Annotated in this window: 23 protein-coding genes and 1 riboswitch; of the genes, 14 read left to right on the top strand and 9 right to left on the bottom strand. The window is 42.4% G+C overall.

Annotated features, from left to right (window positions below):
- Nucleotides 1–7: 7 nt before the first annotated feature.
- Nucleotides 8–1,822: an IucA/IucC family protein gene (locus tag IEE86_RS08705; protein WP_191096846.1), complete on the top strand. Its 1,815-nt coding sequence runs from the start codon at nt 8–10 to the stop codon at nt 1,820–1,822.
- Nucleotides 1,823–1,865: 43 nt separating this feature from the next.
- Here the strand turns inward: IEE86_RS08705 and IEE86_RS08700 are convergent, their stop codons facing one another.
- From IEE86_RS08700 to IEE86_RS08680, 5 genes are all read right to left on the bottom strand, one after another.
- Complete coding sequence (locus IEE86_RS08700) at nt 1,866–2,723, bottom strand: GNAT family N-acetyltransferase (protein ID WP_191096845.1); 858 nt, start codon at nt 2,721–2,723, stop codon at nt 1,866–1,868.
- Between the two features lie 97 nt (nt 2,724–2,820).
- A complete protein-coding gene (locus IEE86_RS08695; RefSeq protein WP_191096844.1) occupies nt 2,821–3,756 on the bottom strand; it encodes an anti protein in 936 nt (311 codons plus the stop codon).
- Nucleotides 3,757–3,874: 118 nt separating this feature from the next.
- Nucleotides 3,875–7,303, bottom strand: coding sequence for a methionine synthase (metH, locus tag IEE86_RS08690; RefSeq protein WP_191096843.1), 3,429 nt, complete (start codon nt 7,301–7,303; stop codon nt 3,875–3,877).
- The gene (locus IEE86_RS08685; protein ID WP_191096842.1) at nt 7,287–9,128 is read right to left on the bottom strand and encodes a bifunctional homocysteine S-methyltransferase/methylenetetrahydrofolate reductase; all 1,842 of its coding nucleotides are present in this window, start codon (nt 9,126–9,128) and stop codon (nt 7,287–7,289) included. Before IEE86_RS08685 ends, metH begins: the two co-directional genes overlap by 17 nt.
- Nucleotides 9,129–9,205: 77 nt before the next feature.
- Nucleotides 9,206–9,324: riboswitch (SAM riboswitch) on the bottom strand.
- 81 nt (nt 9,325–9,405) lie between these two features.
- A complete protein-coding gene (locus IEE86_RS08680) occupies nt 9,406–9,897 on the bottom strand; it encodes a YajQ family cyclic di-GMP-binding protein (RefSeq protein WP_012009527.1) in 492 nt (163 codons plus the stop codon).
- A gap of 236 nt (nt 9,898–10,133) precedes the next feature.
- Here IEE86_RS08680 and IEE86_RS08675 point away from each other — a divergent pair, with 236 nt between their 5' ends.
- The 3 genes from IEE86_RS08675 (at nt 10,134) to IEE86_RS08665 (ending at nt 13,761) form a co-directional block, all read left to right on the top strand.
- Nucleotides 10,134–10,982, top strand: a complete 849-nt coding sequence (locus tag IEE86_RS08675) for a CvfB family protein (RefSeq protein WP_191096841.1) — start codon at nt 10,134–10,136, stop codon at nt 10,980–10,982.
- A 155-nt stretch (nt 10,983–11,137) separates the two neighbouring features.
- Nucleotides 11,138–12,115 carry a BMP family lipoprotein gene (locus IEE86_RS08670; protein ID WP_191096840.1) on the top strand — a complete coding sequence of 326 codons (978 nt, stop codon included), beginning with the start codon at nt 11,138–11,140 and terminating at the stop codon, nt 12,113–12,115.
- On the top strand, nt 12,112–13,761 hold the full coding sequence (locus tag IEE86_RS08665) for a methyl-accepting chemotaxis protein (protein WP_191096839.1): 1,650 nt from the start codon (nt 12,112–12,114) through the stop codon (nt 13,759–13,761). Before IEE86_RS08670 ends, IEE86_RS08665 begins: the two co-directional genes overlap by 4 nt.
- Nucleotides 13,762–13,802: 41 nt before the next feature.
- Here the strand turns inward: IEE86_RS08665 and IEE86_RS08660 are convergent, their stop codons facing one another.
- Entirely contained in the window at nt 13,803–14,660 is an 858-nt protein-coding gene (locus IEE86_RS08660; RefSeq protein WP_191096838.1) for a DegV family protein, read from the bottom strand.
- A gap of 140 nt (nt 14,661–14,800) precedes the next feature.
- On the opposite strand from IEE86_RS08660, the gene IEE86_RS08655 reads away from it, so the two are divergent.
- Nucleotides 14,801–15,643 (top strand): YitT family protein, encoded by an 843-nt coding sequence (locus IEE86_RS08655; RefSeq protein WP_191096837.1) that lies wholly within the window; start codon nt 14,801–14,803, stop codon nt 15,641–15,643.
- A 14-nt stretch (nt 15,644–15,657) separates the two neighbouring features.
- Entirely contained in the window at nt 15,658–16,113 is a 456-nt protein-coding gene (locus IEE86_RS08650) for a BsuPI-related putative proteinase inhibitor (protein ID WP_224740874.1), read from the top strand.
- A gap of 239 nt (nt 16,114–16,352) precedes the next feature.
- Here IEE86_RS08650 and IEE86_RS08645 read toward each other — a convergent pair whose 3' ends face one another.
- From IEE86_RS08645 to IEE86_RS08635, 3 genes are all read right to left on the bottom strand, one after another.
- The gene (locus IEE86_RS08645) at nt 16,353–16,544 is read right to left on the bottom strand and encodes a DUF3813 domain-containing protein (RefSeq protein WP_024425070.1); all 192 of its coding nucleotides are present in this window, start codon (nt 16,542–16,544) and stop codon (nt 16,353–16,355) included.
- A complete protein-coding gene (locus IEE86_RS08640) occupies nt 16,541–16,693 on the bottom strand; it encodes a hypothetical protein (RefSeq protein WP_008348539.1) in 153 nt (50 codons plus the stop codon). The genes IEE86_RS08645 and IEE86_RS08640 overlap by 4 nt, the downstream gene beginning before the upstream one ends.
- Nucleotides 16,694–16,781: 88 nt before the next feature.
- Complete coding sequence (locus IEE86_RS08635; RefSeq protein ID WP_191096836.1) at nt 16,782–17,594, bottom strand: Cof-type HAD-IIB family hydrolase; 813 nt, start codon at nt 17,592–17,594, stop codon at nt 16,782–16,784.
- 136 nt (nt 17,595–17,730) lie between these two features.
- On the opposite strand from IEE86_RS08635, the gene IEE86_RS08630 reads away from it, so the two are divergent.
- From IEE86_RS08630 to IEE86_RS08595, 8 genes are all read left to right on the top strand, one after another.
- Nucleotides 17,731–18,516, top strand: coding sequence for an alpha/beta fold hydrolase (locus IEE86_RS08630; RefSeq protein WP_191096835.1), 786 nt, complete (start codon nt 17,731–17,733; stop codon nt 18,514–18,516).
- 46 nt (nt 18,517–18,562) lie between these two features.
- Nucleotides 18,563–18,871 (top strand): metal-sulfur cluster assembly factor, encoded by a 309-nt coding sequence (locus IEE86_RS08625; RefSeq protein ID WP_024425066.1) that lies wholly within the window; start codon nt 18,563–18,565, stop codon nt 18,869–18,871.
- 122 nt (nt 18,872–18,993) lie between these two features.
- On the top strand, nt 18,994–20,439 hold the full coding sequence (locus IEE86_RS08620; RefSeq protein ID WP_191096834.1) for an FAD-binding oxidoreductase: 1,446 nt from the start codon (nt 18,994–18,996) through the stop codon (nt 20,437–20,439).
- A complete protein-coding gene (locus IEE86_RS08615; RefSeq protein ID WP_191096833.1) occupies nt 20,436–20,984 on the top strand; it encodes an MFS transporter in 549 nt (182 codons plus the stop codon). Before IEE86_RS08620 ends, IEE86_RS08615 begins: the two co-directional genes overlap by 4 nt.
- 137 nt (nt 20,985–21,121) lie before the next feature.
- Entirely contained in the window at nt 21,122–22,159 is a 1,038-nt protein-coding gene (gene argC, locus IEE86_RS08610) for an N-acetyl-gamma-glutamyl-phosphate reductase (protein WP_191096832.1), read from the top strand.
- Between the two features lie 21 nt (nt 22,160–22,180).
- On the top strand, nt 22,181–23,401 hold the full coding sequence (gene argJ / locus IEE86_RS08605; RefSeq protein ID WP_191096831.1) for a bifunctional ornithine acetyltransferase/N-acetylglutamate synthase: 1,221 nt from the start codon (nt 22,181–22,183) through the stop codon (nt 23,399–23,401).
- A gap of 14 nt (nt 23,402–23,415) precedes the next feature.
- Nucleotides 23,416–24,192 (top strand): acetylglutamate kinase, encoded by a 777-nt coding sequence (argB, locus tag IEE86_RS08600; RefSeq protein ID WP_191096830.1) that lies wholly within the window; start codon nt 23,416–23,418, stop codon nt 24,190–24,192.
- A complete protein-coding gene (locus tag IEE86_RS08595; RefSeq protein WP_191096829.1) occupies nt 24,189–25,340 on the top strand; it encodes an acetylornithine transaminase in 1,152 nt (383 codons plus the stop codon). The genes argB and IEE86_RS08595 overlap by 4 nt, the downstream gene beginning before the upstream one ends.
- Nucleotides 25,341–25,383 lie beyond the last annotated feature (43 nt).

Below are 25,383 nucleotides of genomic sequence, written 5' to 3'. Positions count from 1 at the left end.
TGAAGCGATGAGTGTACAAGATGAATTGAAAAAAGCAGTGAATCCTGCTGCTTGGAAAAAGGCAAACCAGCGAATGGTGGCAAAAATGCTGTCTGAATACATGTATGAGGATATGCTTCATCCTGTTCAGCTAGATCGTAAGGATGGCATCGCTCAATATGAACTAATCATTCATGAACATAAGAAATATCGCTATCTGGCAAAACCTCGTTTGTTTGATAGCTTTGATACCATCGCTGAATCGATTGAGTGCTGTCAAGATGGAAAATGGTCAAAGGATGTCAGTGCCATTGTGTTTTTACTAGATATCCAGCCGATCATTCCAATGTCTTCTGACACAACAGGCCATCTGATCAAAGAGCTGCACCATACCCTGTTAGCAGATGTTCACTTGCTGTCAAAAAAAGCACTTCGTGCGGATGAACTGACAGATACAGATTACGCCTGGATTGAAGGAGAAATGACAGGGCATCCTTGGATTGTATATAACAAAGGGCGCATTGGATTCAGTTACGATGATTATTTAGCCTATGCACCTGAAAGGCAAGAAAGTGTGCAGCTGTCTTGGATTGCAGTTCACAAAGAGCTTGCGACATTCCATGCGGTTGAACATGAAAATTATGAACAGGTGATCGCAAAAGAATTAGATGAAGTAACGATTCGTCAATTTCACCGCGTCTTAAAGGATGAAGGGTTGAATGAGGCTGATTATTATTTGATGCCTGTTCATAAGTGGCAGTGGACGCATATGATTATTCAGCATTTCCCAGAAGATTTGGCCATGCGCCGCATTGTGTATGTAGGAGAGGGGCTTGATCAATATATTCCGCAGCAGTCGATCAGAACCTTTACAAACATCTCAAATAAAGGCAAGCATCATATTAAACTGCCAATGAGTATTTTAAATACACTTGTATACCGAGGACTCCCGTCAGAACGAACCGTTATCGCCCCTCGCATTACAGCGCATATTAAAGGGATTGCCGATCAAGACGCATTTTTATCTGACGTATGCCGCGTCATTTTACCAGGTGAAAATGCAAGTATTAATGTCGATCATCCCTATTACAGCAAACTGCCTGGTGCACCGTATCAATATCTTGAAATGCTTGGTGTGATTTTTAGAGAAAGCATTTATACGTACTTAGATGAAGGTGAAAACCCTGTTACCCTGGCAGCACTCACCTATGAGGATCATGAAGGTGAGCCGTATATAAAACAGCTGATTGAAAAATCGGGTCTCTCAGCAAAAGAATGGATGGCGAAATTTTTCCATGTTGTCATGCCGCCTCTGCTGCACTTTATGTATCAATACGGGACAGTCTTTTCACCGCACGGGCAAAATACGATTCTTGTGTTAAAAGATCACAAGCCGCATCGTTTGGCGATCAAGGATTTCGTTGATGATGTGAATATTAGTGATCAGCCGCTGCCTGAATTAGCTTCATTAGAAGAAGATTTAAAAGAAGTGTTGCGCAGTGAGCCACCGGAGGGTCTAGTCCAATTTATCTTTACCGGCCTATTTATTTGTAACCTGCGTTACGTATCAAATGTGTTAGACAATCATCAGCTGTTAGATGAAACGACTCTTTGGCGCTTGCTTGCAGAAGAAATTCAGCATTATCAAGAGCAATTCCCGCAGCTAAAGGACCGTTTTGCATTATTTGATCTATTCCAGCCAAAGCTGACAAAGCTTTGCTTAAACCGTAATCGAATGATTGATTATGGCTATGGAGATGGAGATGACAGGCCGCATGCGTCAGAGCATGGGAAGGTCTCAAATGCACTCGCTCATGTTCTTTCGTCCGTTGGCGAGAAGTAATAGAAAAGCTGTAGACATCAAGCGTCTACAGCTTTTTGTTTTTTTAAGAAAATGCTTGAGAGGCAAGGAAATAGAGAAGTGCTGGATCGTTCTGCTTTTCTTGTCCGCGAATCATCATAAAATGTGCTTTGTTTGTTTTCGTAAATCCTGCTTCTATAAGTGATGCATGCAGACGCTCAGCTGTTTCCTCCTGCATATCTAAACGAATCGCGCCTGAATAAGACGAGATAAGCGAACGGATGAGCGAGAGAGCCGTAAGTTCATCGTTTGCTACAAGAGGTCCAATCATCAGATTAGCTGGCGTTTCAACGCCAAACGCAAAGCCGATTGTTTCGTGACATTCATTCTTTGCGATAAAACGGAAGGCTGCCCGGCTCATCCGGTTTTTTAAAAAGCTTGATCGATTGGTGCCTGCACCTTTTTCGTCAAGTGCCTCAATGGATGAAAGGTGCGTTTCATCAGCAGGAGAAAGCTGAATCTCATCTGACACGCGAAGAGCTAAGGGATTCGTTTTCTGTGCTTTGTATGTATGAATGTAACCGGCTGTGTGAAACCCGATCTTTTCGTAAACTGGCTGCCCCTGTGCAGTAGCAGTTAAAACGACAGGAATGCTCTGATCACTTTGATGAAGCAAGGTGTCAATCATTTTCCGTGCAAGACCTAAGCCGCGATGTGTCTCAGATACAATGACAGCACCAATTGATGCGATCCTGTCATATTGGAAAAGACCTGCACATGAGATCACTTGTCCATCAGTTGTTGTAAAACCTGTAAAATATCCGTTTGTTAAAAGAGATGAGAGCTCTTCCGCATGATAATCAGGCCAGTCTACCTCTTTTGACAATGCGATCAAATCTGGTATGTCATCAAGTGTTAATGTTCGTTGAACAACGTTAGCCAATACACGCAACTCCTTCTTAGCTGAATTCATCTATATGTATCGTACCATAAGAAGGCATATGAAAAAGGAAAAGGGAGATCCTTTTCCTTTTGTCATCTTAATAATTCAGGTCACGGTTGTATTCATAGTCAAAGGTGAGCTGCAAGTTTTTAATCGACACTACGCCTACTTTGATTAGTCGTCCACCGACAAGCTGAGGGACCTCTGTTGCATTGAAAGACACAAAAAAGCGGTCTTTTGCTGGAACCTGACTTGTTTTATAGGAAGAGATGTCCACTTTTTGTCCGTTCCAAGGTACGTTCACTGATCCGCCTTTTAAGGAAGAAACGGTGAAGACATGATTGTATGCGTTTGTACTGCCTTTATCAGCTTCTAATGAAACGCCAGTTACGACGGCATCCTGCGGTAAGCTGGTTAAATCAAAAGAAGAATTTGGAGAACCGGCTTCATTGAAGCTGTTGAGAGTGGCAGGAGATCCGTATCGTTTAAGGGTTCCTTTTTCAATGCTTTTGTCAAAGACAATACGGTACATTTTATCTTCTTCATTTAGTAATTGTTTAGGCTTAACCGCTAAGTAATAATCCGTACTGGCGGCAATTTTCGGCATATGAATGATCTCGTTTTGATTGTATGTCCGCACAGAGGAAGACACTAGTGTTCCGTTCTTATTGTAAAGATAGAGGTCAAAATCATTTCCAGATTTCACATTCACAAGTTTAATAGAAAAGCGGCCATCTGCTCCATCAAATTTGGAGCTGGTGAAACGGTAAAAATCAATGTCATCCATAGAAGAAATACTACCCTCATGATATAAATACGTTTTATTCAGATGAAGGGAATGCTGTAAGAATTGAGCTTTTTCCATCGTATCATTGTTGGCATAATCACTGTCTGGATACAGGTGCTCCAATTCTTCTGTATAATATTTTGTTTGTTTCGTAGATGCTTCACTTGCTTGTGCAGGTGATTGGAAGAGAGGGGTAGCAATGAAGAGGCCGGTAAGCAGTAAAATCCCCATTTTCTTTTTGAACATGACAAACATCTCCTTTTAAATAAATAGCTTTCATTTGTAATATCGGTAAAAATGAGTAAAAGTTTTCTATTTTTCCCAATTTTATTAAAAAAGAACCTCCAATCACGGAGGTTCTGCATCAATGAACATTAAAATATCGAGCTTCAGGATGAGAAACGACGATTGCTGAAACAGATGCTTCAGGTTCCATCATGTACCCTTCTGTCAGATGGATGCCGATTTTTTCAGGCTGAAGCAGCTTGAATAGCTTTTCTTGGTCTTCAAGATTTGGACACGCTGGGTAACCAAAGGAATAGCGCTGCCCTTGATATTTCGCTTGGAATCGTTTTTCCATTGTGAAATCGACTGGGTCAGGGAAGCCCCATTTGTCACGAATCACTTGGTGAGTTCTTTCAGCTAATCCTTCTGCAAGCTCAAGCGCCAGAGCCTGGACAGCATGCATTTTTAAATAATCACCTTCTTGCTTAAATTGCTGCGCCACTTCACGTATACGCGCACCGGCTGTAACGGCAAATAAGGCAATATAATCTGTCTCCTTCTCGTCGCTTTTTCGCACATAATCAGAAATGGATCGGTACGGAAGCTTTTCCTGTCTTGGGAATTGGAACGTTTCAATGATGCGGTCAGGTGCTTCTGGATCATAAATATGCAGATCATTTCCGTTTGAACTGGCAGGAAAGAATTGATACACAAAGGCAGGCGCAAACCATTTTTTCTCTTTGCCTTCCTGTAGAAGGTCTGTGACAAGCTGTTTTAACTCCAGTGCTTTTGGATGCTGTTCACCTAATAATGCTTTGACCTTTCCTTTTAAGCCGAGATGATGACCAATGAGCATTTGTTCATTCACATAAGGCATAATATGATGCAAGTCAATGTCCCTTACATAATGGCGTGCTGTATTTTCTGGCGTAAACACCGGAGCCTGCGGGAGTGTCGCACGTTTTTCTAGTAATTCAATGACAGCTTTTGGCTGCTTCACTTCTTTCTCCTTTTTAAGTCCTGCTTGCTCTTCTGCGGGCTTTGTTTGAAATTGAAGTGGGTTCGCTTTTAACTCATTAGCTAATGACAAGCCGTCCATGGCATCCTTGGCATAAAGAACAGGCCCATCATAGTGAGGCGAAATTTTCGTTTTCGTAAATTTTCGAGAAAGTGCCGCACCGCCGACCAAAATGGGAACGGAAATATTCGCTTTTTGTAAATCTTGAGCGGTTAGTACCATTTGCTGTGCGGACTTCACAAGTAATCCTGATAATCCAATCATATCTGGTTTTTCCTTTTGCACAGCCTCGATCAATGTTTGAGGTGTCACCTTGATACCGAGGTCAACTACCTGAAAGCCATTATTGCTCAAAATGATGTCGACAAGGTTTTTCCCGATATCATGGACATCTCCTTTTACGGTCGCAAGTAGAATTTTTCCTTTCCCGCTTGCATGCTGTTTTTCCATATATTGCTCAAGATACGAAACAGATGCTTTCATCACCTCGGCTGATTGAAGCACTTCAGCCACAATCAGTTCGTTTTGGTTAAAAAGCCGTCCAACCTCAGCCATTCCCTGCATTAATGGACCATTGATGATATGAAGCGGCGATTCAAATTGCTCTAAAGCAAGGGATAGATCGTCGATGAGACCTTCTTTTGTTCCTTCGACGACGTAGAGCGCCAGTCTTTCATCTAGTGATAAGGAGACCTTTGGTTTTTTCTCCGTTTTCTTTTTGCCGCGGTAAAATTGGGTGAATTCGGCAAGTGTTTGATCATTTGTTTCATAGAGCAAGGTTTCAGCTAGCTTGATTTCTTCCTTTGGAATAGAGGCGAAGCGTTCAAGCTTTTCCGTATTCACGATGGCGTAGTCAAGTCCTGCTTGGACGCAGTGATACAAATAGACGGCATTTAAGATTTCTCTGCCAACAGGCGGAAGTCCGAAGGATACGTTGCTGATGCCTAAAATGGTGAGGCATTCAGGTAGAGTTTCCTTGATCATTTTGATGCCTTTGATCGTTTCTTCGGCGGCGCCAATATATTGCTCGTCCCCAGTGCCTACTGGGAAGACAAGTGGGTCGAAAATAATGTCACTTGCGGGAATTCCATATTTCTTTGTCAATAGATCATGAGACCGTACGGCAATGTCGAGCTTTCGTTCTGCTGTCACGGCCATCCCTATTTCATCAATCGTGCCAACAACAAGTGCGCCGCCATATAGCTTTACCAGCGGGAGAATCTCTTCAAACCGCTCTTCTCCATCCTCGAGGTTAATAGAATTGATGATGGCTTTCCCTTGAGAATACGTGAGCGCCTTTTCAATCACGTGTTTATCCGTTGAATCAATGACAAAAGGGGCTTTGACCTTTTTCGTGGCTTCTTGTAAAAAGCCTTCCATGTCCGCTGTCTCGTCACGGTCTGGATCGGCTAGACACACATCAATCACGTGAGCGCCATTTTTCACCTGAGCACGAGCTACTTCTGCGGCCTCTTCAAACTTTTGTTCCGCAATGAGTCGTTTGAATTTGCGAGAACCAATGACATTGGTTCGTTCGCCTACAAAAAGAGGACGCATTGATTCCTCATATATAAGAGGCTCAATTCCAGATACGGTATGCTGCGACGATTCGTGAGCGAATTGACGCGGCTGAAGTGAGCGCATTTCATCAGACAATGCCTGAATATGCGCAGGTGTTGTCCCGCAGCAGCCCCCGACGATATTTACCCAGCCTTCCTTGGCAAAGGCGGCAATTTTTTTAGCAAGTGAAGCAGGGGATTCATGATATTGACCTTCTTCATCTGGGAGACCAGCATTCGGGTAGCAGCTAACCGCTGACTTTGCGATGGAGGAGAGCGTGCGGATATGGTCTGTCATAAATTCTGGACCAGTGGCACAGTTAAGGCCGACACTGATTGGTTTCATATGCTCAAGAGAGATATAAAAGGCTTCAATATCCTGACCAGCAAGGGTGGTGCCCATCGGTTCAATCGTACCTGAGACCATCAGTGGTAATTGGGTGCCGGTTGCGATAAAGGCTTCCTGAATGCCTTTGAACCCAGCTTTTACATTCAGCATATCCTGGCTTGTTTCTAAAAGAAGGGCATCACATTTTCCATCAATGAGTGCGCGGGCCTGCTCTTCATAGTTTCTGACGAGCTCTTCAAAGGTTGTGCCGCCTGTTACAGATAATGTTTTTGTTGTAGGCCCCATCGCGCCTACAACAAACCTAGGCCACTCAGGTGTTGAGAAACGGTCAGCCGCGTCCTTTGCTAGCTGTGCAGCTCGTACATTGAGTTCATAGGCAAGGTGGCCAAGCCCGTATTCATCCAGGACGAGCTTTGTAGCCCCGAACGTATTCGTTTCAATGAGATCGGCACTTGCCTCAAGATATTCTCTGTGGATCGCGGAGATGATGTGAGGGGCTGTCACATTCAAATACTCGTTACAGCCCTCGTACTCTTCTCCCCCAAAGTCCTCTGCTGTGAGATTGGCATTTTGTATCATTGTACCCATCGCGCCATCAAGGACGAGGATGCGTTTCTTAAGTTGTTCAGTGATAGTTGACATGGATGTTTGACTCCTTTTCTTTCTGATGGATGTAGGTGGTCAGCTCTGCTGTTAAATCTGATCGAAGGAAAGGGGTAATTAAATAAATGCCATTAAACAATTCACAGGCTGTATCTAATAAAGAGCGGGCAATGGCTAAGCCTTCTGCTCGCTGCTTTTCCTTATCCTCGCCAGCCTTGGCCATAATGTCACGAATGGAATCAGATAATTTGATGCCTGGAATTTCATGATGAATAAACTCTGCATTTCGGCTGCTTGTCAGCGGCATAATACCGATATAAATCGGTTTATCCAAATGACGGCTTTCCTCATGAATTTTCACAAGCTGTTCCTCTGAATAAACAGGCTGCGAGATGAAATAATCAGCGCCGTATTCTATTTTTTTCTCAAGACGTTTGACCGCTTTATCAATATGACGCACATTTGGATTAAACGCGCCAGCCACTGAAAAATTGGTCTTTTTGCCAAGTGGCTTCCCGGAGAAAGAAAGGCCTTCGTTAAACTGTTTGATGAGACGGATCAAATCAAAGGAGGTTAAATCATACACAGACGTTGCACCTGGGAAGTCCCCAATTTTAGACGGATCGCCTGTGATCGCTAAAATATCGGTTAACCCGAGTGTATCGAGCCCCATCAAATGGGATTGCAGCCCAATCAAATTACGATCGCGGCATGTGATATGGACGAGTGAACGCATATCAAGCTGCTGTTTCAATAATGCGCCGCAAGCCACATTGCTAATGCGCGGGGTCGCAAGAGAATTATCGGCTAACGTTAAGGCATCAATGCCTGCACTTTTTAATTCATTCGCAGCGACGAGAAATTTTTCAAAGTTCAGCTTCTTCGGAGGATCAAGCTCTACGATAATCGTACGTTTTTTCGCAGCCAGCTCGTCAAGTCCCGGTTCAGTACGCTGATCTTGGATCGACATCATTTCCTCTTTTAAAACTTTCACTTCTTTTTCAGTAATCGGTGCTAATCCTTTCACAGCTTCAGCCATTGCGCTAATATGCTGAGGCGTCGTTCCGCAGCAGCCGCCGATAATGCGTGCACCTTGATTTCTAAACTCTAGCGCACTTTTTCGAAAATAATCATTATCTGTATCATAGACGAGCCTGCCTTCTTCAAGAGAGGGGAGACTGCTGTTAGGGTAGACAGATAAATAAGAATTTTCTAAAATCGGTACACCTTCGAGTGCCTGAATCATATGATAAGGGCCCAGCCTGCAGTTGATTCCAACGACATCAGCGCCAAGAGAGGATAATTCAGATAAACTGTCCTTCAGCGGTGTACCATCCTGCAGAACCCCTTGCTCGTGCATGGAGACGTTCAAGACAATCGGGAGAGCTGTTTCTTTGCGTGCAATGTCGAGAACGGCCTTCGCCTCTTCCATGTCATAATACGTTTCAAGCAATAATCCGTCAGGCTCTTCATTTAATAGAATGTACAGCTGCTCTCTAAAGCTTCGTTTGATCTCGTCAATAGAGTAGGCATTTTTGTTAAACGTTCGAATGCCACCAATCGTTCCGAGTACATAAGCTGAGCCAGCGGCTGCTTTTGCAATTTGTACTGCTTTTGTATTGATGCGTTTCGTTTCTTCCTCTAAGCCGTAGCGTGATAGTTTGATATAATTCGCGCCGTACGTGTTCGTCTGGATGATGTCCGCTCCAGCCTGCACATATGCCTCGTGCACTCGTTTCACTTCATCTTCTTTCGATAAATTTAATTCTTCAAAGCAGCGGTCAATGCCGTAAGAGTATAAAAGTGTTCCCATTGCTCCGTCAGCAATCAGTACGCGGTTTTGTAAGTCTTGTAATAGGCCCATTGGTTTCCTCCTTCTTTTTATGTAACAAAAAAAGCCTTCTGATAAGAAGAAGACTTTTTGGTGTATCGTAATTCTTCTCCTTATCTTCCAAGCAGTTGCTTGCTGGATTTAGCACCTTGGTCATAGAAAATACATTTCTACTACACCGGTTGCTGAGGCTTCACAGGGCCAGTCCCTCTGCCTCTCTTGATAAGAAAGCGATATGAACATGTCAATGAATTGAACTTCCATCAACTGTATCGAAAAAATCGGAAATAATCAATGGAAAATTTGAAATTTATCGAAAATTGATAAATTGGACATCAATCGGTAAATCAGCCTTGCGCATAAGAGAAATGACCTCTTGTAAATCATCTTTATTTTTCCCTGTTACACGCACTTGGTCATCCTGGAACTGTGACTTCACTTTGATGCCGGATTGCTTAATGAGTGCGTTGATCTTTTTGGCATTGTCTTGATCAATCCCGCTGATCAGCTTCGCACGCTGGCGCACTGTACCACCTAGGGCATGTTCGGTTTTTCCGTAATCGATGTTTTTAGTTGGAACATTTCTTTTAATCAGCTTTGTCACAAGCACATCTTTTAGCTGTTCAAGCTTGAAGTCATCATCTGAGATGAGAACGAGCTCTTCTTTTTCAAGAGAAATATCACTTTTACTTCCTTTAAAATCATAACGGTTTTTAATTTCTTTCAGCGCTGCTTGAACGGCGTTTTGTACCTCTGGCAGTTCCACCTTTGATACAATATCAAATGAGCTTTCTTTTGCCATAACACATGACCTCCATGTATAGATATTGCGTCTATTTTATCATGCAAACAGGTGGAGAAGAAACTTTATCGAGTAGACAATCAAAGAGTTCAGCCGTTTGCAGTATAATTCGAATGCAGTTTGTCCACTTTAGCTAACAGAACTAGAGATGTTCATGCGAGGAGAAGTATAGTAGAATAAAGTGAATCAAAAGATGAACGAACGCTCTTTTATGGGCAGATAGGAAGGAAGAGAACATGGGACCAGGTGAGCAATTGACCTTGCAAATAGAGAACGAGATGGAGTACGGCTACTTTTTAACAGATGGTGAAGATTCTGTCCTGTTGCATCGCAGTGAGATGACAGAGGATATTGATGACAGGGATGAAGTAGAGGTCTATTTATATGTAGATCATGAAGAAAGACTAGCAGCTACGATGAAAATACCTACAATTAATGCACATACATATGGCTGGGTAGAAGTCGTAGACGTTGTGGAAGACATGGGCGCATTTGTCGATGTCGGGCTATCAAAGGATGCACTTGTTGCAACAGAACACCTCCCGCCTTTTGAGGAAGCATGGCCGAAAAAAGGAGACAAACTCTACTGTATGCTGAAAGTCACAAGCTATGGCAGAATGTTCGCAAAGCCAGCTACTGAGGATGTCATCAGTGAATTATTCACTGAGGCGCCAGAAACCTTAATGAACAAAGAAATCACTGGGACAATTTATCGCTTAATTGCGACAGGCTCCTTTATGCTGACAGATACAGGGGTGAGAGGATTTATCCACCGCACAGAACGAAAGGAAGAACCAAGATTAGGGTCGGAAGTGACAGGCCGCGTCATTGCGGTGAAAGAGGATGGAACCGTGAACGTTTCATTGCTTCCTAGAAAACAGGATGCGTTATCTGTCGATGCAGAAGAAATATTAACCTATATGAGAACTAGAAATGGCGCTATGCCATACTGGGACAAAAGTGACCCAGAAGATATCCGTGAACGATTTCAAATGAGCAAGGCAGCCTTTAAACGCGCATTAGGTCATCTGATGAAAAATGATCTAGTCTACCAAGAAGAAGGCTGGACGTATGAGAAAAAGTGAGCATTTGCTCGCTTTTTTATTTTTGTCATAAATTATGGGTTTTTTCAGTGAAAAAAGTCATGAAAAAAGCTGAAAACCTTCACTTTAACCATTGAAACAATACCTCTCAAATCCGATAAAAAAGGAGTAAGGATGATAAAAGGAGTGTGTTTTGGATGAAAGTGAAGATGTCAATACTTCTGATGGCAGCCATGCTCATGGTACTCACCGCATGTAGCAATCAACAGGAAGGACCACCGAAAACGAATGTGAAGCATATTGGCGTGATGCTGACAGACGATGGTCTTGGTGATCAATCATTTAACGATTCATCATTTAAAGGTTTAGAAAAAGCGCGTGACGGGCTTGGCATTGAATTTGATTATAGAGAAATTGCAGAAACCGATACATATGAAAAAGGGCTGACAGAGCTCGTAAAAGATGGCAACGACCTCATCATCGGTGTAGGCTTCAGTATGCAAGAAGACTTAGAAAAAGTCGCGAAAAAATATCCGAAGAAGCAGTTCTTGCTCATCGATGCTGTATCTGAGCTGAAAAATGTGACCTCTGTGACGTTTAAAGAAGAGCAAGGCAGCTATTTAGCGGGAGCACTTGCTGCCATGACAACGAAAAGTGATGTCATTGGATTTGTTGGTGGTGTCGATGCAGATGTCATCCATCGCTTTGAAAAAGGATTTCAAAAAGGCGCCAAATCAGTGAATCCGAAAATCAAGATTTTATCCACCTATGCAGGTACGTTTAGTGACGCAGGCAAAGGCGGTAAAATAGCGAAAGAAATGATCAAAAAGAAAGCAGATGTTTTATATGCCGCAGCTGGCTATACGGGTGTCGGTGTATTAAAAGAAGCGCAATCGCAGGGCAAATATGCCATTGGTGTAGACAGCGATCAATACTATACAGCTGAAAAAGCAGTGATTTCGTCCATGGTCAAAAAAGTCGATGAAGTGGTCTATCAATTTAGCGAACAGCTCGTCAAAAGCAACCAAATCAAAAGCGGGCATGTTGTCTATGACCTAAGCAATGACGGAATCGATATGGCTAGAATACGGGTACTCAAGAATGCTGAGACCTTGACCAAAAAATTAAATGGACTGAAGCAGACGCTTCTGAAAGAAGAGGGGGCAGCATCATGAGCTTACGCGTCAAAATTTTGCTCAACTCACTCATCTCACTTCTTTTAGCGGTTGGCGTGATTGCCTTTATCATTGTCAGCATGACAAAGATCCAATCATCAAGCGAAACAGAAGTTCAAACGTTACTCAATGTACAAAAAACAAAGGCAAGCTTTGAAAGTGTCGAACAAGCCATGACCAATTATTCCATGACCCTTTCAGATGAACAGCAAGAGGTCGTTCAAAACGATATCTCTACAGCAAAAAAACAGCTGCAAACGTTAAACAAAAACGCAGGCTATATGAACAAAGAAGCATTAACAAGGTTAAACTCAAAGTTTGACACGTGGACCAAGGAAGCGAACATTGCCATTGGTGAAAAAAACGCATCTGATGCAAGACGTGTGGCAGCAAGAATTGATGGGGTCTTAAACGACGTGCATACGATGAATAAAAGAGCACAAGAAGCGTATGAATACCATCTGGAGGAGGCAGCAGACAATGTGCAGTGGATCATCACAAGTGCACTCGTCGCAGCCCTCACACTGATTGTCATCGCCATCTTTTTAAATATTGGTTTAACGAGATCCATCGTGACACCTATCAAATCAATGTCCTACCGGGCAAAGCAGATTGCAGAAGGAAACCTTGCTGTGGAGCGAATGGACATCAAGCGTAAGGATGAGATCGGCGGCTTAAATGAATCCTTCAATCAAATGACAGATCAGCTGATTAGTCTAATTAAAGAAATCAGCCATGTCTCAAGCCAAGTAGAGACATTCTCGATCCAGTTAGATGATGAAAACAAAAAGCTGATGGAATCTGCGAATCAAGTATCTGTTTCAACAGACGAAATGGCAAATGGATCACAAGCGATTTCAGAAGACCTCCAGCATGGCGTTAGTTTGATTGAAAAAATGGATCAGCATGGACGTAAAAATTCCGAACGATCACAAACGGTTATCCGCAGTACCGAGGATGCCATTGAAGCAGTGGAGAGCGGAAAGCACACGTTAACAGAAACAAAAGCAGCGATCGAAAAAAATACACATGCAACAAGACAAATCGAGCAGTCAGCAGGAGAATTCACGCAATACGCCAGCGGAATCTCGGCCATGGCCAAAACGGTGTCTGACATTGCGGACCAGACAAACCTGCTTTCATTAAATGCGGCAATCGAGGCTGCAAGAGCAGGGGAAGCTGGAAAAGGCTTTGCCGTTGTAGCAGATGAAATTCGTAAGCTTGCAGATGAATCATCTAACGCAACAAGACAAATCTTTGATATGGTCAGTCATATTGAAAGAGGCATTCAGTCCATTAGTCAAACTGTTCAAGAAGGGGTCAAGCTTTCACTTCAGCAACAGGATGCGATGGATAAAACCTCACACTCCTTTGAAGATATAGAAACAAAAGCGCAGCATATTAAGCAAGAGATGGCCCTCTTAAATGACCAAATTATTCAATCGACAGAGCTTGGCGGACAAGTGCTGCACTCGATTGAAAATATAAGTGCGGTTGTAGAAGAAACAGCAGCAGGCAGCGAAGAAATTTCTGCCTCGGCGAACGAACAGCTGCAATCGTTCCATCAAATGAACAAACAGGTAGAAGAGCTGATGAGTATGACGGCAAGGCTAAACGAAACCGTCCACCGATTTAAACTTTCATAAGAAAAGCACCCTTCCCGTGATGTGTCAGGGAAGGGTGCTTTTTATGATGGTTTGCCTGTAAAGAAGATCGCAAGTGTACTAGGGCCTGAATGGGACCCAACAGCAGCACCGATGATATGAATATCGATTTCTTTTGGGTGAAATTCGGCTTCGATCAGCTGTCTCATGTCTTCTGCAAGTGCAGGATCATCACCGTGACTAATGCCAACCGTTTGGTTCGACCAGTCCGTTCCGCGCTCTTTCATCAGCTCTATAATACGTTTTAGCAGCTTTTTACGTCCGCGGATTTTTTCAAGCGGTATGAGTTTTCCATCCTCGACGTGTAAAATGGGTTTAATGCTTAATAAACCGCCGACAAATGCGGATGCTTTACTGATTCTTCCGCCTCTTGCTAAATACGATAAATCGTCTACAGTAAAAATATGTTGTAAAGATTCACAAAAACGCTTTACAGACGTTTCAATTTCTTGTATTGTATTTCCGTCAATGGCAAGTGATTGTGCGTGTTTGACAGCAAGCCCGTAGCCGAGTGAAGCACTTTTAGAATCAATGATTCGTAAATCGAACTCAGGGTATTCTTCCTTCACTTCGTTTGCCATCATCACAGCTGTTTGGTATGTACCCGAAAGCTCTGATGAGAAGGCAACATAGATCGCGGATGTATGGGTTTGTGCGGCAGAAACAAAGGCTTCCTTGATTCGGTTTGGTGAAGCTTGTGACGTTTTTGGACTTGCGCCTTGTCTCATCGCATCAAATACTTGTTTTGGTTCAATGGTGATCAAATCCTCAAATTCCTGCTCGCCAAGTAACACACGCAGCGGAATGAGTGTGATATGTTGTTCATCGTAATAAGAAAGAGGCAGATCAGCAGCACTGTCTGCTATGATATGAACAGTCATCAAAATCCCTTCTTTCTAAAAAAATCAGCCATATTTTACAACTTTTTAGCCTAACTATAACATAGAAATCATCTTTTCGTGTTCAAATTCTAAATTTTAGGGAAAACCATAGAGAGAATGGTAAGTGGAGGAATGACAACATGTTCATCGGAGAAGCAAAAAAACTCATTGTCGTCGTCATTGGTGCATTACTCAATGCGATTGGACTGAATTTATTTTTAATCCCAGCTGACGTATATGCGAGCGGCTTTACAGGGGTAGCCCAGCTGTTATCCAGCTTAATCGATCAATATGCGCCATTTTATTTATCAACAGGGATTCTATTATTTATTTTAAACATTCCAGTCGGCATTTTAGGCTGGATGAAGGTTGGCCGTTCCTTTACTTTGTATAGCATCATCAGTGTGGCACTGACGACCATTTTCCTTGGCATTTTACCAGAGACGAGCGTTTCTGAGGATATCTTATTAAATGCTGTGTTTGGCGGTGTAATTTCTGCACTTGGGATTGGGATTACGCTGAAATACGGGGCATCAACAGGCGGTCTAGACATCCTTGCAATGATATTAGCGAAGTGGAAGGATAAGCCAGTCGGCACGTATTTCTTCATTTTAAATGGAATCATTATTTTTACAGCAGGATTATTACAAGGTTGGGAGAAAGCATTATATACCCTTGTCACATTATATGTGACCACCAGGGTCATTGATGCCATCCATACAAGACATGAGAAGCTGACAGCGATGATTGTGACGAAGAAAGCGGATGAAATCAAAGAAGCCATTTATGGAAAAATGGTCAGAGGCATTACGACTGTACCTGCGAAAGGCGCATTTACCAATGAGCAAAAAGAAATGATGGTGATTGTCATTACAAGGTATGAGTTGTATGAACTTGAACAAATTATTAACGAAGTCGATCCAAAAGCCTTTACGAATATTGTTCAAACAACCAATATTCTTGGATTTTTCAGACGAGACTAAAAGGTGGGTAGTCAATGAAAAAAGGTTTGGTGCTTCTTCTCGTTCTATTGGTTTTAGCCGCTTGTGGACAACAAAAAAAGGATGAACCAGACAAGGAGGTATCCGGTCAAATGGGAGAAAAAACAGTTGTACTCACAGTCGACCCCGTCCAAAAAGGTTCTACGGTTCAATTTAATATGTCACTGAAAAATGAATCAGATCGAGATATTGAATTTACATTTAACACAAGCCAGAAATTTGAACTAACTGTGTTTGACGAAAACGGGAATGAACAATACCGCTATTCGAAAGACCGTATGTTCACACAGGCTATCCAATCCTTTGTGCTGAAGAAAGATGAGGCGTATGATTTTCAAGATACGTGGTCAAACGGTGTAAAGCCGGGAACGTACGAAGCGGTCGTAACGTTTAAAGGAAAGGCAGAAGGGCTGAAGCAAATCACGGAAAAGAAAACGTTTCAAGTGAAATAAGCAAAGCTGTCCAAAAAATGGACAGCTTCAGCGTGTAGACAAACCCTCGCATTCTTTGTCAGTCCTGCGTTCCGGTGCTCACGAATGTCCAATTCGCTCCGCTCCGGTACTCGTCCTTCCTAGACTTCAAGGGCTTTCTATCACGCTGAAAAGAAGACAAAGGGCTAAAATCAAGATCATTTTAGCCCTTTGTCAACAATCTGAAGAAGCTGTCCAAAAAATGGACAGCTTTTTTTACGTTAAAGATCGTCAAGCAGGTCTTGGAAGGTATGCAGCTGGTTTCTCTCTGCATCTGTCGAGTTGGCAAATGCAGATGATACGGCATTTTTAGCTCGCTTGACCGCCTGTTGACGCTCTAACCCAGATGAAAATGAAGAAGTAAGGGCTTCTTCAGTAAATGATTTGGCTTGATCAAAAAGTTCGTTTCTCACAATGAACCTCCAGAAGCATCAGTCTTCATATTTCCCCTGTCCTCCGCCGCTTCTTCAAGTGTGGAACGATACGGAAAACGTGCGTCATGCAGACTGACTGAATCTTTACCTTGTTGTATAAAGCGTTTCGATTTGCTTCTTTTACCCATTCGGAATCCGCCCCTTTACACAAGCTGACAGGTCAACCTGTCTAACGGTATTATGCCCGCTTCCACCTGCTATGTATGAATGGAAAAATTAAAGCGAGAAGTAATTCGTTAGGAATTTTGCAATCCCATCTTGTTCATTCGTATCTGTGACTTCATTTGAGATGCGTTTCACGGCATCAATTCCATTGCCCATTGCAACGCCGCATCCAGCAAATTCAAGCATTTCTAAATCATTATCTTCATCTCCAAATGCCACGATTCGCTCCTTAGGAACGCCGTAATAATCACTGATCTTTTGCAGTCCCACGGCTTTGTTCATGCCTGTTTTAATGATTTCAATCACGTGCCACGGGGCAGCCCAGCGCCTGTGATCAATCACTTCTGCATGTACATCTGATAAATAGCTTCGAATGGCTCCGACGTCCTCTTCTTTTGCATGAATTAATACGCTTGTCACATTCTCTCCAAGGTTGTCCCTAAGGTCTCCCACGGTGACTTTGTTTGCATTCATATTAAATATATCAATGAGCTTTTCATCATGATAATGGAAATACAAATCGTCGAGCACTTCAGCTAACACATTGTGCACTTGATACTCCTCACATATGTCCACAAGCTGTTTCACGACTTGAAGATCAAGTGATGTGTGAAACCTGCCCCATTTTTCATCAAGAGGATGATGGACAAACGCTCCATTAAAGTTCACAATCGGTGAATCAAGCTGTAATTGCTGGTAATAAGGAGAACTGGAACGAAATGGCCGGCCTGTTGAAATACATACATGATGCCCGCTGTCTTTCACTTTTTGAATGACATCAAGTGTGTGCGAAGAAATCGTTTTATCATCTTTTAATAACGTGCCATCCAGGTCAAGTGCGATTAGATAAGGTTTAGTCTCCATAAAATCTCCTTTGATCTGTAAGTGATAGGAGGCAATTGATGCGGTGCCTCTATCTATAGTGTATCTTTATCACATCTTTATTGTCTACATGTTAAAATAAACAAAGACGGGAATGATAAAGGAGGATTCATAGGCTGTGATCACCATTGATGAGCAAATTACGCGCGATATTCCATTTTTACATATCGTAAAAGCTGAAAATAAAGATAAACCGCTGCCGCTTGTATTTTTTATACACGGATTTACAAGTGCACGCGAGCACAACTTACACTTCGCCTTTCATTTGGCGGAAAAAGGCATGAGAGTCATTTTGCCAGACTGTGCTTATCATGGTGTAAGGTCAGAAAACCTCAGCTTAGAGGAACTGGCATCAAAGTTCTGGGAAATTGTCCTGAACGAAATTCGTGAAATCGACATACTCAAAACATATTTTCAAGAAAAACAATTGATTGAAGCCGATCTGATAGGCGTTGCGGGCACATCCATGGGAGGCATTACCACCTTTGGCGCACTCGCTAAGCATGATTGGATCAAAGCGGCGGTCAGCTTGATGGGTAGTCCGAAATATACGACGTTTCTAAAAGCACAAATCATGGACATGCGTCACAAAGGATTGATGAAAGACATCTCAGACGAAGAGGTCAATCAGCAATTAGACATGTTGCGCCCTTATGATTTAACGTTGCAAATGGATCGATTGAATAAAAGGCCGCTGTTATTCTGGCATGCAGAAAACGACCCTGTTGTCCCTTATCGCCACGCAAAGGCACTATATGACGAGCTAGCGGCAACCCAATATAAGCAGGATCCTCACCTGATTCGTTTTATCACAGATGAACAAGCAGGCCACAAGGTCTCAAGACAAGCGATGTTTGAAACGATTGACTGGTTTGTGACACATCTAAAAAGCACAAACGTTTAGTCAAAAGAAAAAGTACGTTATACTAGTTGAAAAAGGAGTGGATATCATGGATGAAGCATTGAAAGAAAATATTTTAGGCGCCCTAGAACAGGTGATTGACCCTGAGCTAAATGTCGACATCGTCAACCTTGGACTTGTCTATGATGTCGATCTTGATGAGAATGGAAAAGCGGATATCACCATGACCTTAACATCAATGGGTTGTCCTTTAGCACCAATAATCGTGGATGAAGTCAAAAAAGCATTAAGTGATCTTCCAGAAGTAAAAGAAACAGAAGTTCACATCGTATGGAATCCGCCGTGGACACGCGACAAAATGTCAAGATACGCAAAAATCGCCCTCGGTATTCAATAAGCATATTGTAAAAACGCCTGGTATGAGTTGAACTCGTACCAGATTTTTTTATGAAAAATTAAGGTGGGGGCAGAGAATGGCCTGATATAATGGATGTAATTTTATAGAACGGAGTACCTATAATGAAACGAAAGTGGATATGGATCGTTCTTTTCATAGGATATGCTGTTGCATTTTTTGCATCAATCACCATACGGGAGGGTCAAGCACACAAAAAACAAGATCTTGAGGCTTTTACAGATGTCAGTCATCTCATGCCTGTCAAAATAAAAAAAGTCGTTCAAGGAAAAGAAATAGACACTTTAAAAGAAATATTAAAAGAAGCAAAAGCAAAAAACCTGCCGATTTCAATTGCGGGCAAGCAGCATAGCATGGGCGGACACACGTATTATGAAAACGGGATCGTGCTCGATATGACGAAATTCCGCCAGATTTTAGCATTTGATGAAAACAAGCAAACCATTCGGGTCCAAAGCGGCGCTACATGGGATGATATACAAAAATATGTGAATCCATACGGTCTCGCAGTGAAGGTCATGCAATCTCAAAACATTTTTACGATTGGCGGATCTTTAAGTGCAAACGCACATGGACGAGACATTCGCTACGGATCACTCATTGACACAGTTCGTTCCTTCAGGCTATTAAAAGCAGATGGCGAGATGATCACAGTGAAGCCAGGTGATGACTTATTTACAGCTGTTATTGGAGGATACGGTTTGTTCGGCGTCATTTTAGATGTTGAGCTTTCGTTAACGAGAGATGAACTATACAAAATGGAGACGACCGCTCTTGATTATCGTGAATACACCGATTATTTTCAAAAGCATGTCAAACATCATAAAGAAGTACGCATGCATCTCGCAAGAATCTCAACAGCGAAAACAAATTTTTTGAAAGAGATGTATGTGACGAATTATTCCCTCTCTTCTGATCAAGAGATCGAATCATATCAAGAGCTAAAGGAAGATCAGCTTGTCATGCCCTTAAAATTTATGCTTGGTCTTTCGAGAAGATTTGATGTGGGGAAAGATTTGCTCTGGAATGTCCAAAAGAAATATTTCCAAAGCCAAAATGGACAGTTGATCACAAGAAACAATGTGATGCGTTCAGATTCTGCCTTTTTAGAATATGAAAATGAGTCAGACACAGATGTGCTGCAGGAATATTTCGTCCCAGTTGACCGCTTTCGTGCTTATATAGATGAAATGAGAGACTTTTTACAACAGGAAGAATTGAATGTAATGAACATCACGATACGCTACGTACAAAAAAATGAAAAAGCGGATCTCTCATATGCGAAGCAGGATATGTTTGCCCTTGTTCTTTTGGTGAATTATGGGTTTGAGAAAGAAGAGAAGGCAGAAGCAGAGAGGATCATCAGGCAAATGACAGATATCACCCTGCGGCATCATGGAAGCTATTACTTACCGTACATGCCTTATCAAACAAAGGCACAAATGAAGCGGGCGTATCCTAAAACCGATGTCTTCTTTCAAAAGAAAAAGCAAGCAGATCCAGATGAGAGGTTTATCAACTACTTTTATGAAAGGTATCATACACAATGAATGCAAAAGCAATGAAATGGTTCGTCTACTCACAAAGTCTGCTGTTTTTCGCAAGCAGTCTGATTTTCCCTTTTTATATTCTTTTTATTAAAAATGTTGGATCAAGCTATTCTCAGTTTGGTCTCGCTTATGGTCTGTTTGGTTTAAGCGGCGCTTTTATTCATTTACTGTTAGGGAAACTGCCTGAAACAACCGACAGGCGGCTCTTTTTAGTCATACATTCGTTCGGAATGGCTTTTCTTCTTCTGCTTTTTCCGCATATTACAGAAGTGGAGCAAGTGTATATGATTCAGCTTGCACTAGGTGCACTAGGCGGTTTTCAAAAGCACGGGGAGAAATTGCTCGTTACCGAACTGACAACTGAGAAGAAAAGAATGAAAGAAGTGGGGCACTATCATTTTTGGACAGCCCTTTTCTCATCGATTGCCATTATGCTTGGCGGCCTGTTTGCTGATTTCTTTACCGTTCATTTCATTTTTTATACAAGCTCCTTATTATATTTATGCAGTGCGCTCATGGTCATCAATATGAAAAACGAAAGATAAATCCGCATGTCTCAAGAAGATATGCGGTTTTTTTGTTGAAAAAAAATGAAAACAAATATTAAATATACAATTGAATTAATTTTTATACATGTTATAATGTTAAATAATTTCACAAAGATCAAGAGGGTGTATTGACGTTGAAAATAGGTATTATAGGTGCTACAGGGTACGGTGGTGCGGAATTGGTTCGTATCTTTAAGCACCATCCACATGTGGAGGAATGTATATTGTATTCATCAAGTGGTGATGGGCAATTATACAGTCAATCTTATCCGCATCTGACAAACATAGCAGACCACACATTAAAAGCGATTGATCCGGCTGCCATTGTGCAAGAAACAGATGCTGTGTTTTTAGCGACACCAGTAGGCGTATCAAGTGAACTGACGCCAAAGCTTATGAATCAAGGGGTGCCAATCATTGATTTATCAGGTGATTTGCGCATTGAAGATGGCGCAACCTATGAAGCTTGGTATAAACGAAGGGCAGCGGATGAAGCATCTGTTCAACAAGCGGTGTACGGTTTATCCGAACTGAATCGAGAAAAAATTCAGCAGGCTGAAGTGATTGCCAATCCGGGCTGCTTTCCTACCGCCGTTCTTCTCGGTTTAGCACCGCTGATGAAACAGAATCTAATGGATGAATCGATGATTATTATAGATGCGAAAACAGGGGTGTCCGGTGCCGGACGATCTGCCTCGCTTGGAACGCATTTTTCAGAACTAAATGACAACTTTAAAATTTATAAGGTGAATGAGCATCAGCATACACCTGAAATAGAACAAGTATTAAGAGAATGGAATCCGCAAACGGCGAACGTCACATTTTCAACGCATCTTGTCCCGATGACAAGAGGGATTATGGCGACGATGTATACACAATTGAAATCGGATGTCACAAAAGAAGAATTGATGAAGCGTATGAAAGGCTTTTATGAAGATTCCTATTTTGTCAGAGTGAGAGATCACGGGCTGTATCCGCAAACAAAAGAAGTATACGGCAGTAACTTCTGTGACATTGGCTTTCATTTAGATGAGCGAACAGGGAGACTCACGATCGTGTCGGTCATAGACAATCTCATGAAAGGCGCAGCCGGTCAAGCGGTTCAAAACTTCAACATCATCAAAGGCTTACATGAAGAGGCGGGCCTCACAATGACACCTCTTTATCCATAAGAGACAGGGGAGACAACAAACATGATCGAATTGAATGAAAAAAGCATTGTCAAAATAGACGGTGACGTATCATCACCAAAAGGCTTTGAAGCGAAGGGGATTCATATTGGATTGCGCTATTCAAAAAAAGACCTTGGACTGATTGTTAGTGAGGTGCCGGCTGCGAGTGCTGCGGTATACACACAAAGTCACTTTCAAGCTGCGCCTCTTAAAGTCACACAAAAAAGCTTAAAAAAGACAGGGCAATTAAAAGGTGTCATTGTCAATAGTGCCATCGCCAATGCATGTACTGGTGAGCAGGGCTTGAAAGATGCATATGACATGCAGGCAGCCTGCGCAGACATGTTAGGGGTAGCACCTGATTACATTGCCGTTTCTTCAACTGGGGTCATCGGAGAGTGTCTGGATATGGATAAAATCAAAAAAGGCATTACCGAGCTGAAAGCGGCAAAAGCAGAAAAAGGTCATTTTGAAGAAGCGATCTTAACGACAGATACAGTCATTAAAAATACAACATACACCCTGACGATAGACGGAAAAGAGATTCTCATTTCAGGCGCAGCGAAAGGCTCAGGCATGATTCATCCAAACATGGCAACAATGCTTGGCTTTGTCACAACAGATGCAAATGTCGAGCAGGAAGCTTTGCAACAAGCGCTTCGTGACATTACGGATGTGACCTTTAATCAAATTACCGTCGATGGAGAAACATCGACAAACGATATGGTACTAGTGATGGCAAATGGCATGGCAGAAAATGATGCACTGAATGAAGAACATCCAGAATGGCCATTGTTTAAAGAAGGCTTAAAACTAGCTTGTGAGGATTTAGCCAAAGAGATTGCAAGAGATGGAGAAGGCGCAACCAAATTAATCGAAGCGAAAGTCGCTGGTGCTAAAAATAATTTAGAAGCCGGCATTATTGCGAAAAAAATCGTTGGTTCAAGTCTTGTGAAAACAGCCGTATACGGCACGGATGCCAACTGGGGCCGGATTGTTGGAGCTATCGGTCATAGCGCAGCTTCCGTTACACCGGAAGAGGTTGAAGTCTATTTAGGCGGAAAATGTCTGTTCAAACACAATGAACCGCAGTCTTTCTCAGAAGAGGAAGCAAAAGCGTATCTAGAGCAGGATGAGATTACGATTTTCATTCAAATGAATGAAGGAAATGGTGAAGCGGCAGCATGGGGCTGTGACCTTACCTATGATTACGTGAAAATTAACGCGAGCTATCGCACATAATGAAGGGGATAGACATGGATAAAACAATCGTGTTCAAGTGTGGAGGCAGTGTCATTCGAGAACTTTCAGATACCTTTTATGAAAATGTCCGCTCACTTCAAGCTGCTGGATTTAAGCTGGCTATCGTACATGGCGGAGGGCCTGAAATCACTGACATGCTGCGAAAATTAGAAGTGAAAACAGAATTCGTTGACGGACAGCGTAAAACAACGAAGCCAGTGTTAGAGGTAGCCGAAATGGTTCTTTCGGGTACAGTGAATAAATACTTTGTGTCAGAGCTGGCAAAGCATGATATTTCATCTGTCGGTGTATCTGGTAAAGATGGTCAGATGCTCGTTGCTGATTTTCTCGATCAAGATGTTTATGGATACGTTGGACAAATCAAAGAGGTCAATCCTGAAATGGCTGAAGCATTAATGGATAAACAGTTTATCCCTGTTATTGCTCCGCTATCTATGACGGAAGAGTGCCAAACTTTAAATGTGAATGCCGATTTAGCAGCATCAGCTGTCGCAGGAGCCATGAAAGCCGATAAGCTCATGTTTGTCACAGATGTTGAAGGCATTTTAAAAAATGGTGAGCTATTAGATGTCGTCACCGAACAAGAAGCCCTCACGCTCATAGATGAAGGCATTATTTCCGGGGGAATGATTCCTAAAGTACAATCCGCGTTAAGTGCTTTATCAGGAGATGTGGATGAAGTCATGATCGTCAATGGCAAAGGTAGCATCTTTACAGGGGAAACCTTTAAAGGAACAAGAATTGTGAAACAAAAGGAGGCGGTCCTGTGAGTCATCTCTTTCAAACCTATGGCCGGTGGAATGTTGAAATAAAAGAAGCAGCAGGTTCTTGGGCAGTCGATACAAATGGAAAAAAATATTTAGACTTTATTCAAGGCATTGCGGTCACAAATCTTGGCCACAATCACCTAAAGGTGAATCAAGCCATTAAGGAACAGCTTGATCGAGTCTGGCATGTATCGAATCTATTTGAAAATGGACCGCAGGAAAAAGCAGCAGAAAAGCTGGCAGCAAACTGTTCAGGGGATCTCGTGTTTTTCTGCAATAGCGGGGCTGAGGCGAATGAAGGGGCTATCAAATTGGCCCGTAAAGCAACAGGAAAAACAAATATCGTGACATTTTTGCATTCTTTTCACGGGCGCACGTATGCTGGTATGGCTGCCACAGGTCAAGATAAAATCAAAACTGGCTTTGGCCCTATGCTGGAAGGCTTTCACTATGTACCGTTTAATGATCCAGAGGCTATGTCAGCTTGTGAAATCGATGATGTCGCAGCAGTGATGCTGGAGGTTGTGCAAGGTGAAGGTGGAGTGAATCCAGCGACAGCAGAATTTCTAGAGGCAGTTCAGGCATTTTGCAAAAAGCATGAAGCACTGCTCATCGTAGACGAAATTCAAACGGGTATTGGACGAACAGGAACAGCGTTTGCATACGAACAAACGGGACTTGATCCTGATATTATCTCAGCTGCAAAAGGTCTAGGAAATGGCTTCCCAGTCGGTGCAGTCATCGGGAAAAAGGCTTTAGGAGATGCATTCTCCCCAGGTTCACACGGAACAACATTTGGTGGTAACATGCTTGCCATGGCAGCTGTGAATGCAACACTCGATGTGATTTTCAAAGAAGAATTTCTTTCGGAAGTCAAAGAAAAAGGCGCTTATCTGTTAGAAAAACTACAAGACGTCAAACAGCTGAACATCGTAAAGGAAGTACGAGGAAAAGGATTAATGGCAGGCATTGAGTGTCATCAGCCAGTAGGTGACTACATCACAGCTCTTAGAGAACAAGGGTTGCTAGTGCTTCCAGCTGGTCCAAACGTCATTCGTTTATTACCTCCGTTAAATGTGGAGAAAGCAGAATTGGATCAAGCGATCGAAGCGATCATTCAAGTGTTAGCAAATGAAACGGTCACAGTGTAAATTTTTTTACACCATTTCGTATAAAAATGCATTTATATCATTA

The organism is Bacillus crepusculi, assembly GCF_014764715.1.
In the GTDB taxonomy this organism is placed as follows: domain Bacteria; phylum Bacillota; class Bacilli; order Bacillales; family Bacillaceae; genus Bacillus.
Note: the sequence above shows the minus strand (reverse complement) of the source record. Positions and strands in the feature narration are given on the sequence as shown.

Bases quoted from the DNA above. Each gene is read 5' to 3' on its own strand.
- IEE86_RS08625 (WP_024425066.1), top strand. From the start codon at position 18,563: ATGGATGAAGCATTGAAAGAAAATATTTTAGGCGCCCTAGAACAGGTG.
- IEE86_RS08620 (WP_191096834.1), top strand. From the start codon at position 18,994: ATGAAACGAAAGTGGATATGGATCGTTCTTTTCATAGGATATGCTGTT.
- IEE86_RS08705 (WP_191096846.1), top strand. From the start codon at position 8: ATGAGTGTACAAGATGAATTGAAAAAAGCAGTGAATCCTGCTGCTTGG.
- IEE86_RS08660 (WP_191096838.1), bottom strand. From the start codon at position 14,660: ATGACTGTTCATATCATAGCAGACAGTGCTGCTGATCTGCCTCTTTCT.
- IEE86_RS08640 (WP_008348539.1), bottom strand. From the start codon at position 16,693: ATGGGTAAAAGAAGCAAATCGAAACGCTTTATACAACAAGGTAAAGAT.
- argJ (WP_191096831.1), top strand. From the start codon at position 22,181: ATGATCGAATTGAATGAAAAAAGCATTGTCAAAATAGACGGTGACGTA.
- metH (WP_191096843.1), bottom strand. From the start codon at position 7,303: ATGTCAACTATCACTGAACAACTTAAGAAACGCATCCTCGTCCTTGAT.
- IEE86_RS08655 (WP_191096837.1), top strand. From the start codon at position 14,801: ATGTTCATCGGAGAAGCAAAAAAACTCATTGTCGTCGTCATTGGTGCA.
- IEE86_RS08695 (WP_191096844.1), bottom strand. From the start codon at position 3,756: ATGTTCAAAAAGAAAATGGGGATTTTACTGCTTACCGGCCTCTTCATT.
- IEE86_RS08675 (WP_191096841.1), top strand. From the start codon at position 10,134: ATGGGACCAGGTGAGCAATTGACCTTGCAAATAGAGAACGAGATGGAG.
- IEE86_RS08665 (WP_191096839.1), top strand. From the start codon at position 12,112: ATGAGCTTACGCGTCAAAATTTTGCTCAACTCACTCATCTCACTTCTT.
- IEE86_RS08615 (WP_191096833.1), top strand. From the start codon at position 20,436: ATGAATGCAAAAGCAATGAAATGGTTCGTCTACTCACAAAGTCTGCTG.
- argB (WP_191096830.1), top strand. From the start codon at position 23,416: ATGGATAAAACAATCGTGTTCAAGTGTGGAGGCAGTGTCATTCGAGAA.
- IEE86_RS08635 (WP_191096836.1), bottom strand. From the start codon at position 17,594: ATGGAGACTAAACCTTATCTAATCGCACTTGACCTGGATGGCACGTTA.
- IEE86_RS08685 (WP_191096842.1), bottom strand. From the start codon at position 9,128: ATGGGCCTATTACAAGACTTACAAAACCGCGTACTGATTGCTGACGGA.
- IEE86_RS08650 (WP_224740874.1), top strand. From the start codon at position 15,658: ATGAAAAAAGGTTTGGTGCTTCTTCTCGTTCTATTGGTTTTAGCCGCT.
- IEE86_RS08670 (WP_191096840.1), top strand. From the start codon at position 11,138: ATGAAAGTGAAGATGTCAATACTTCTGATGGCAGCCATGCTCATGGTA.
- IEE86_RS08680 (WP_012009527.1), bottom strand. From the start codon at position 9,897: ATGGCAAAAGAAAGCTCATTTGATATTGTATCAAAGGTGGAACTGCCA.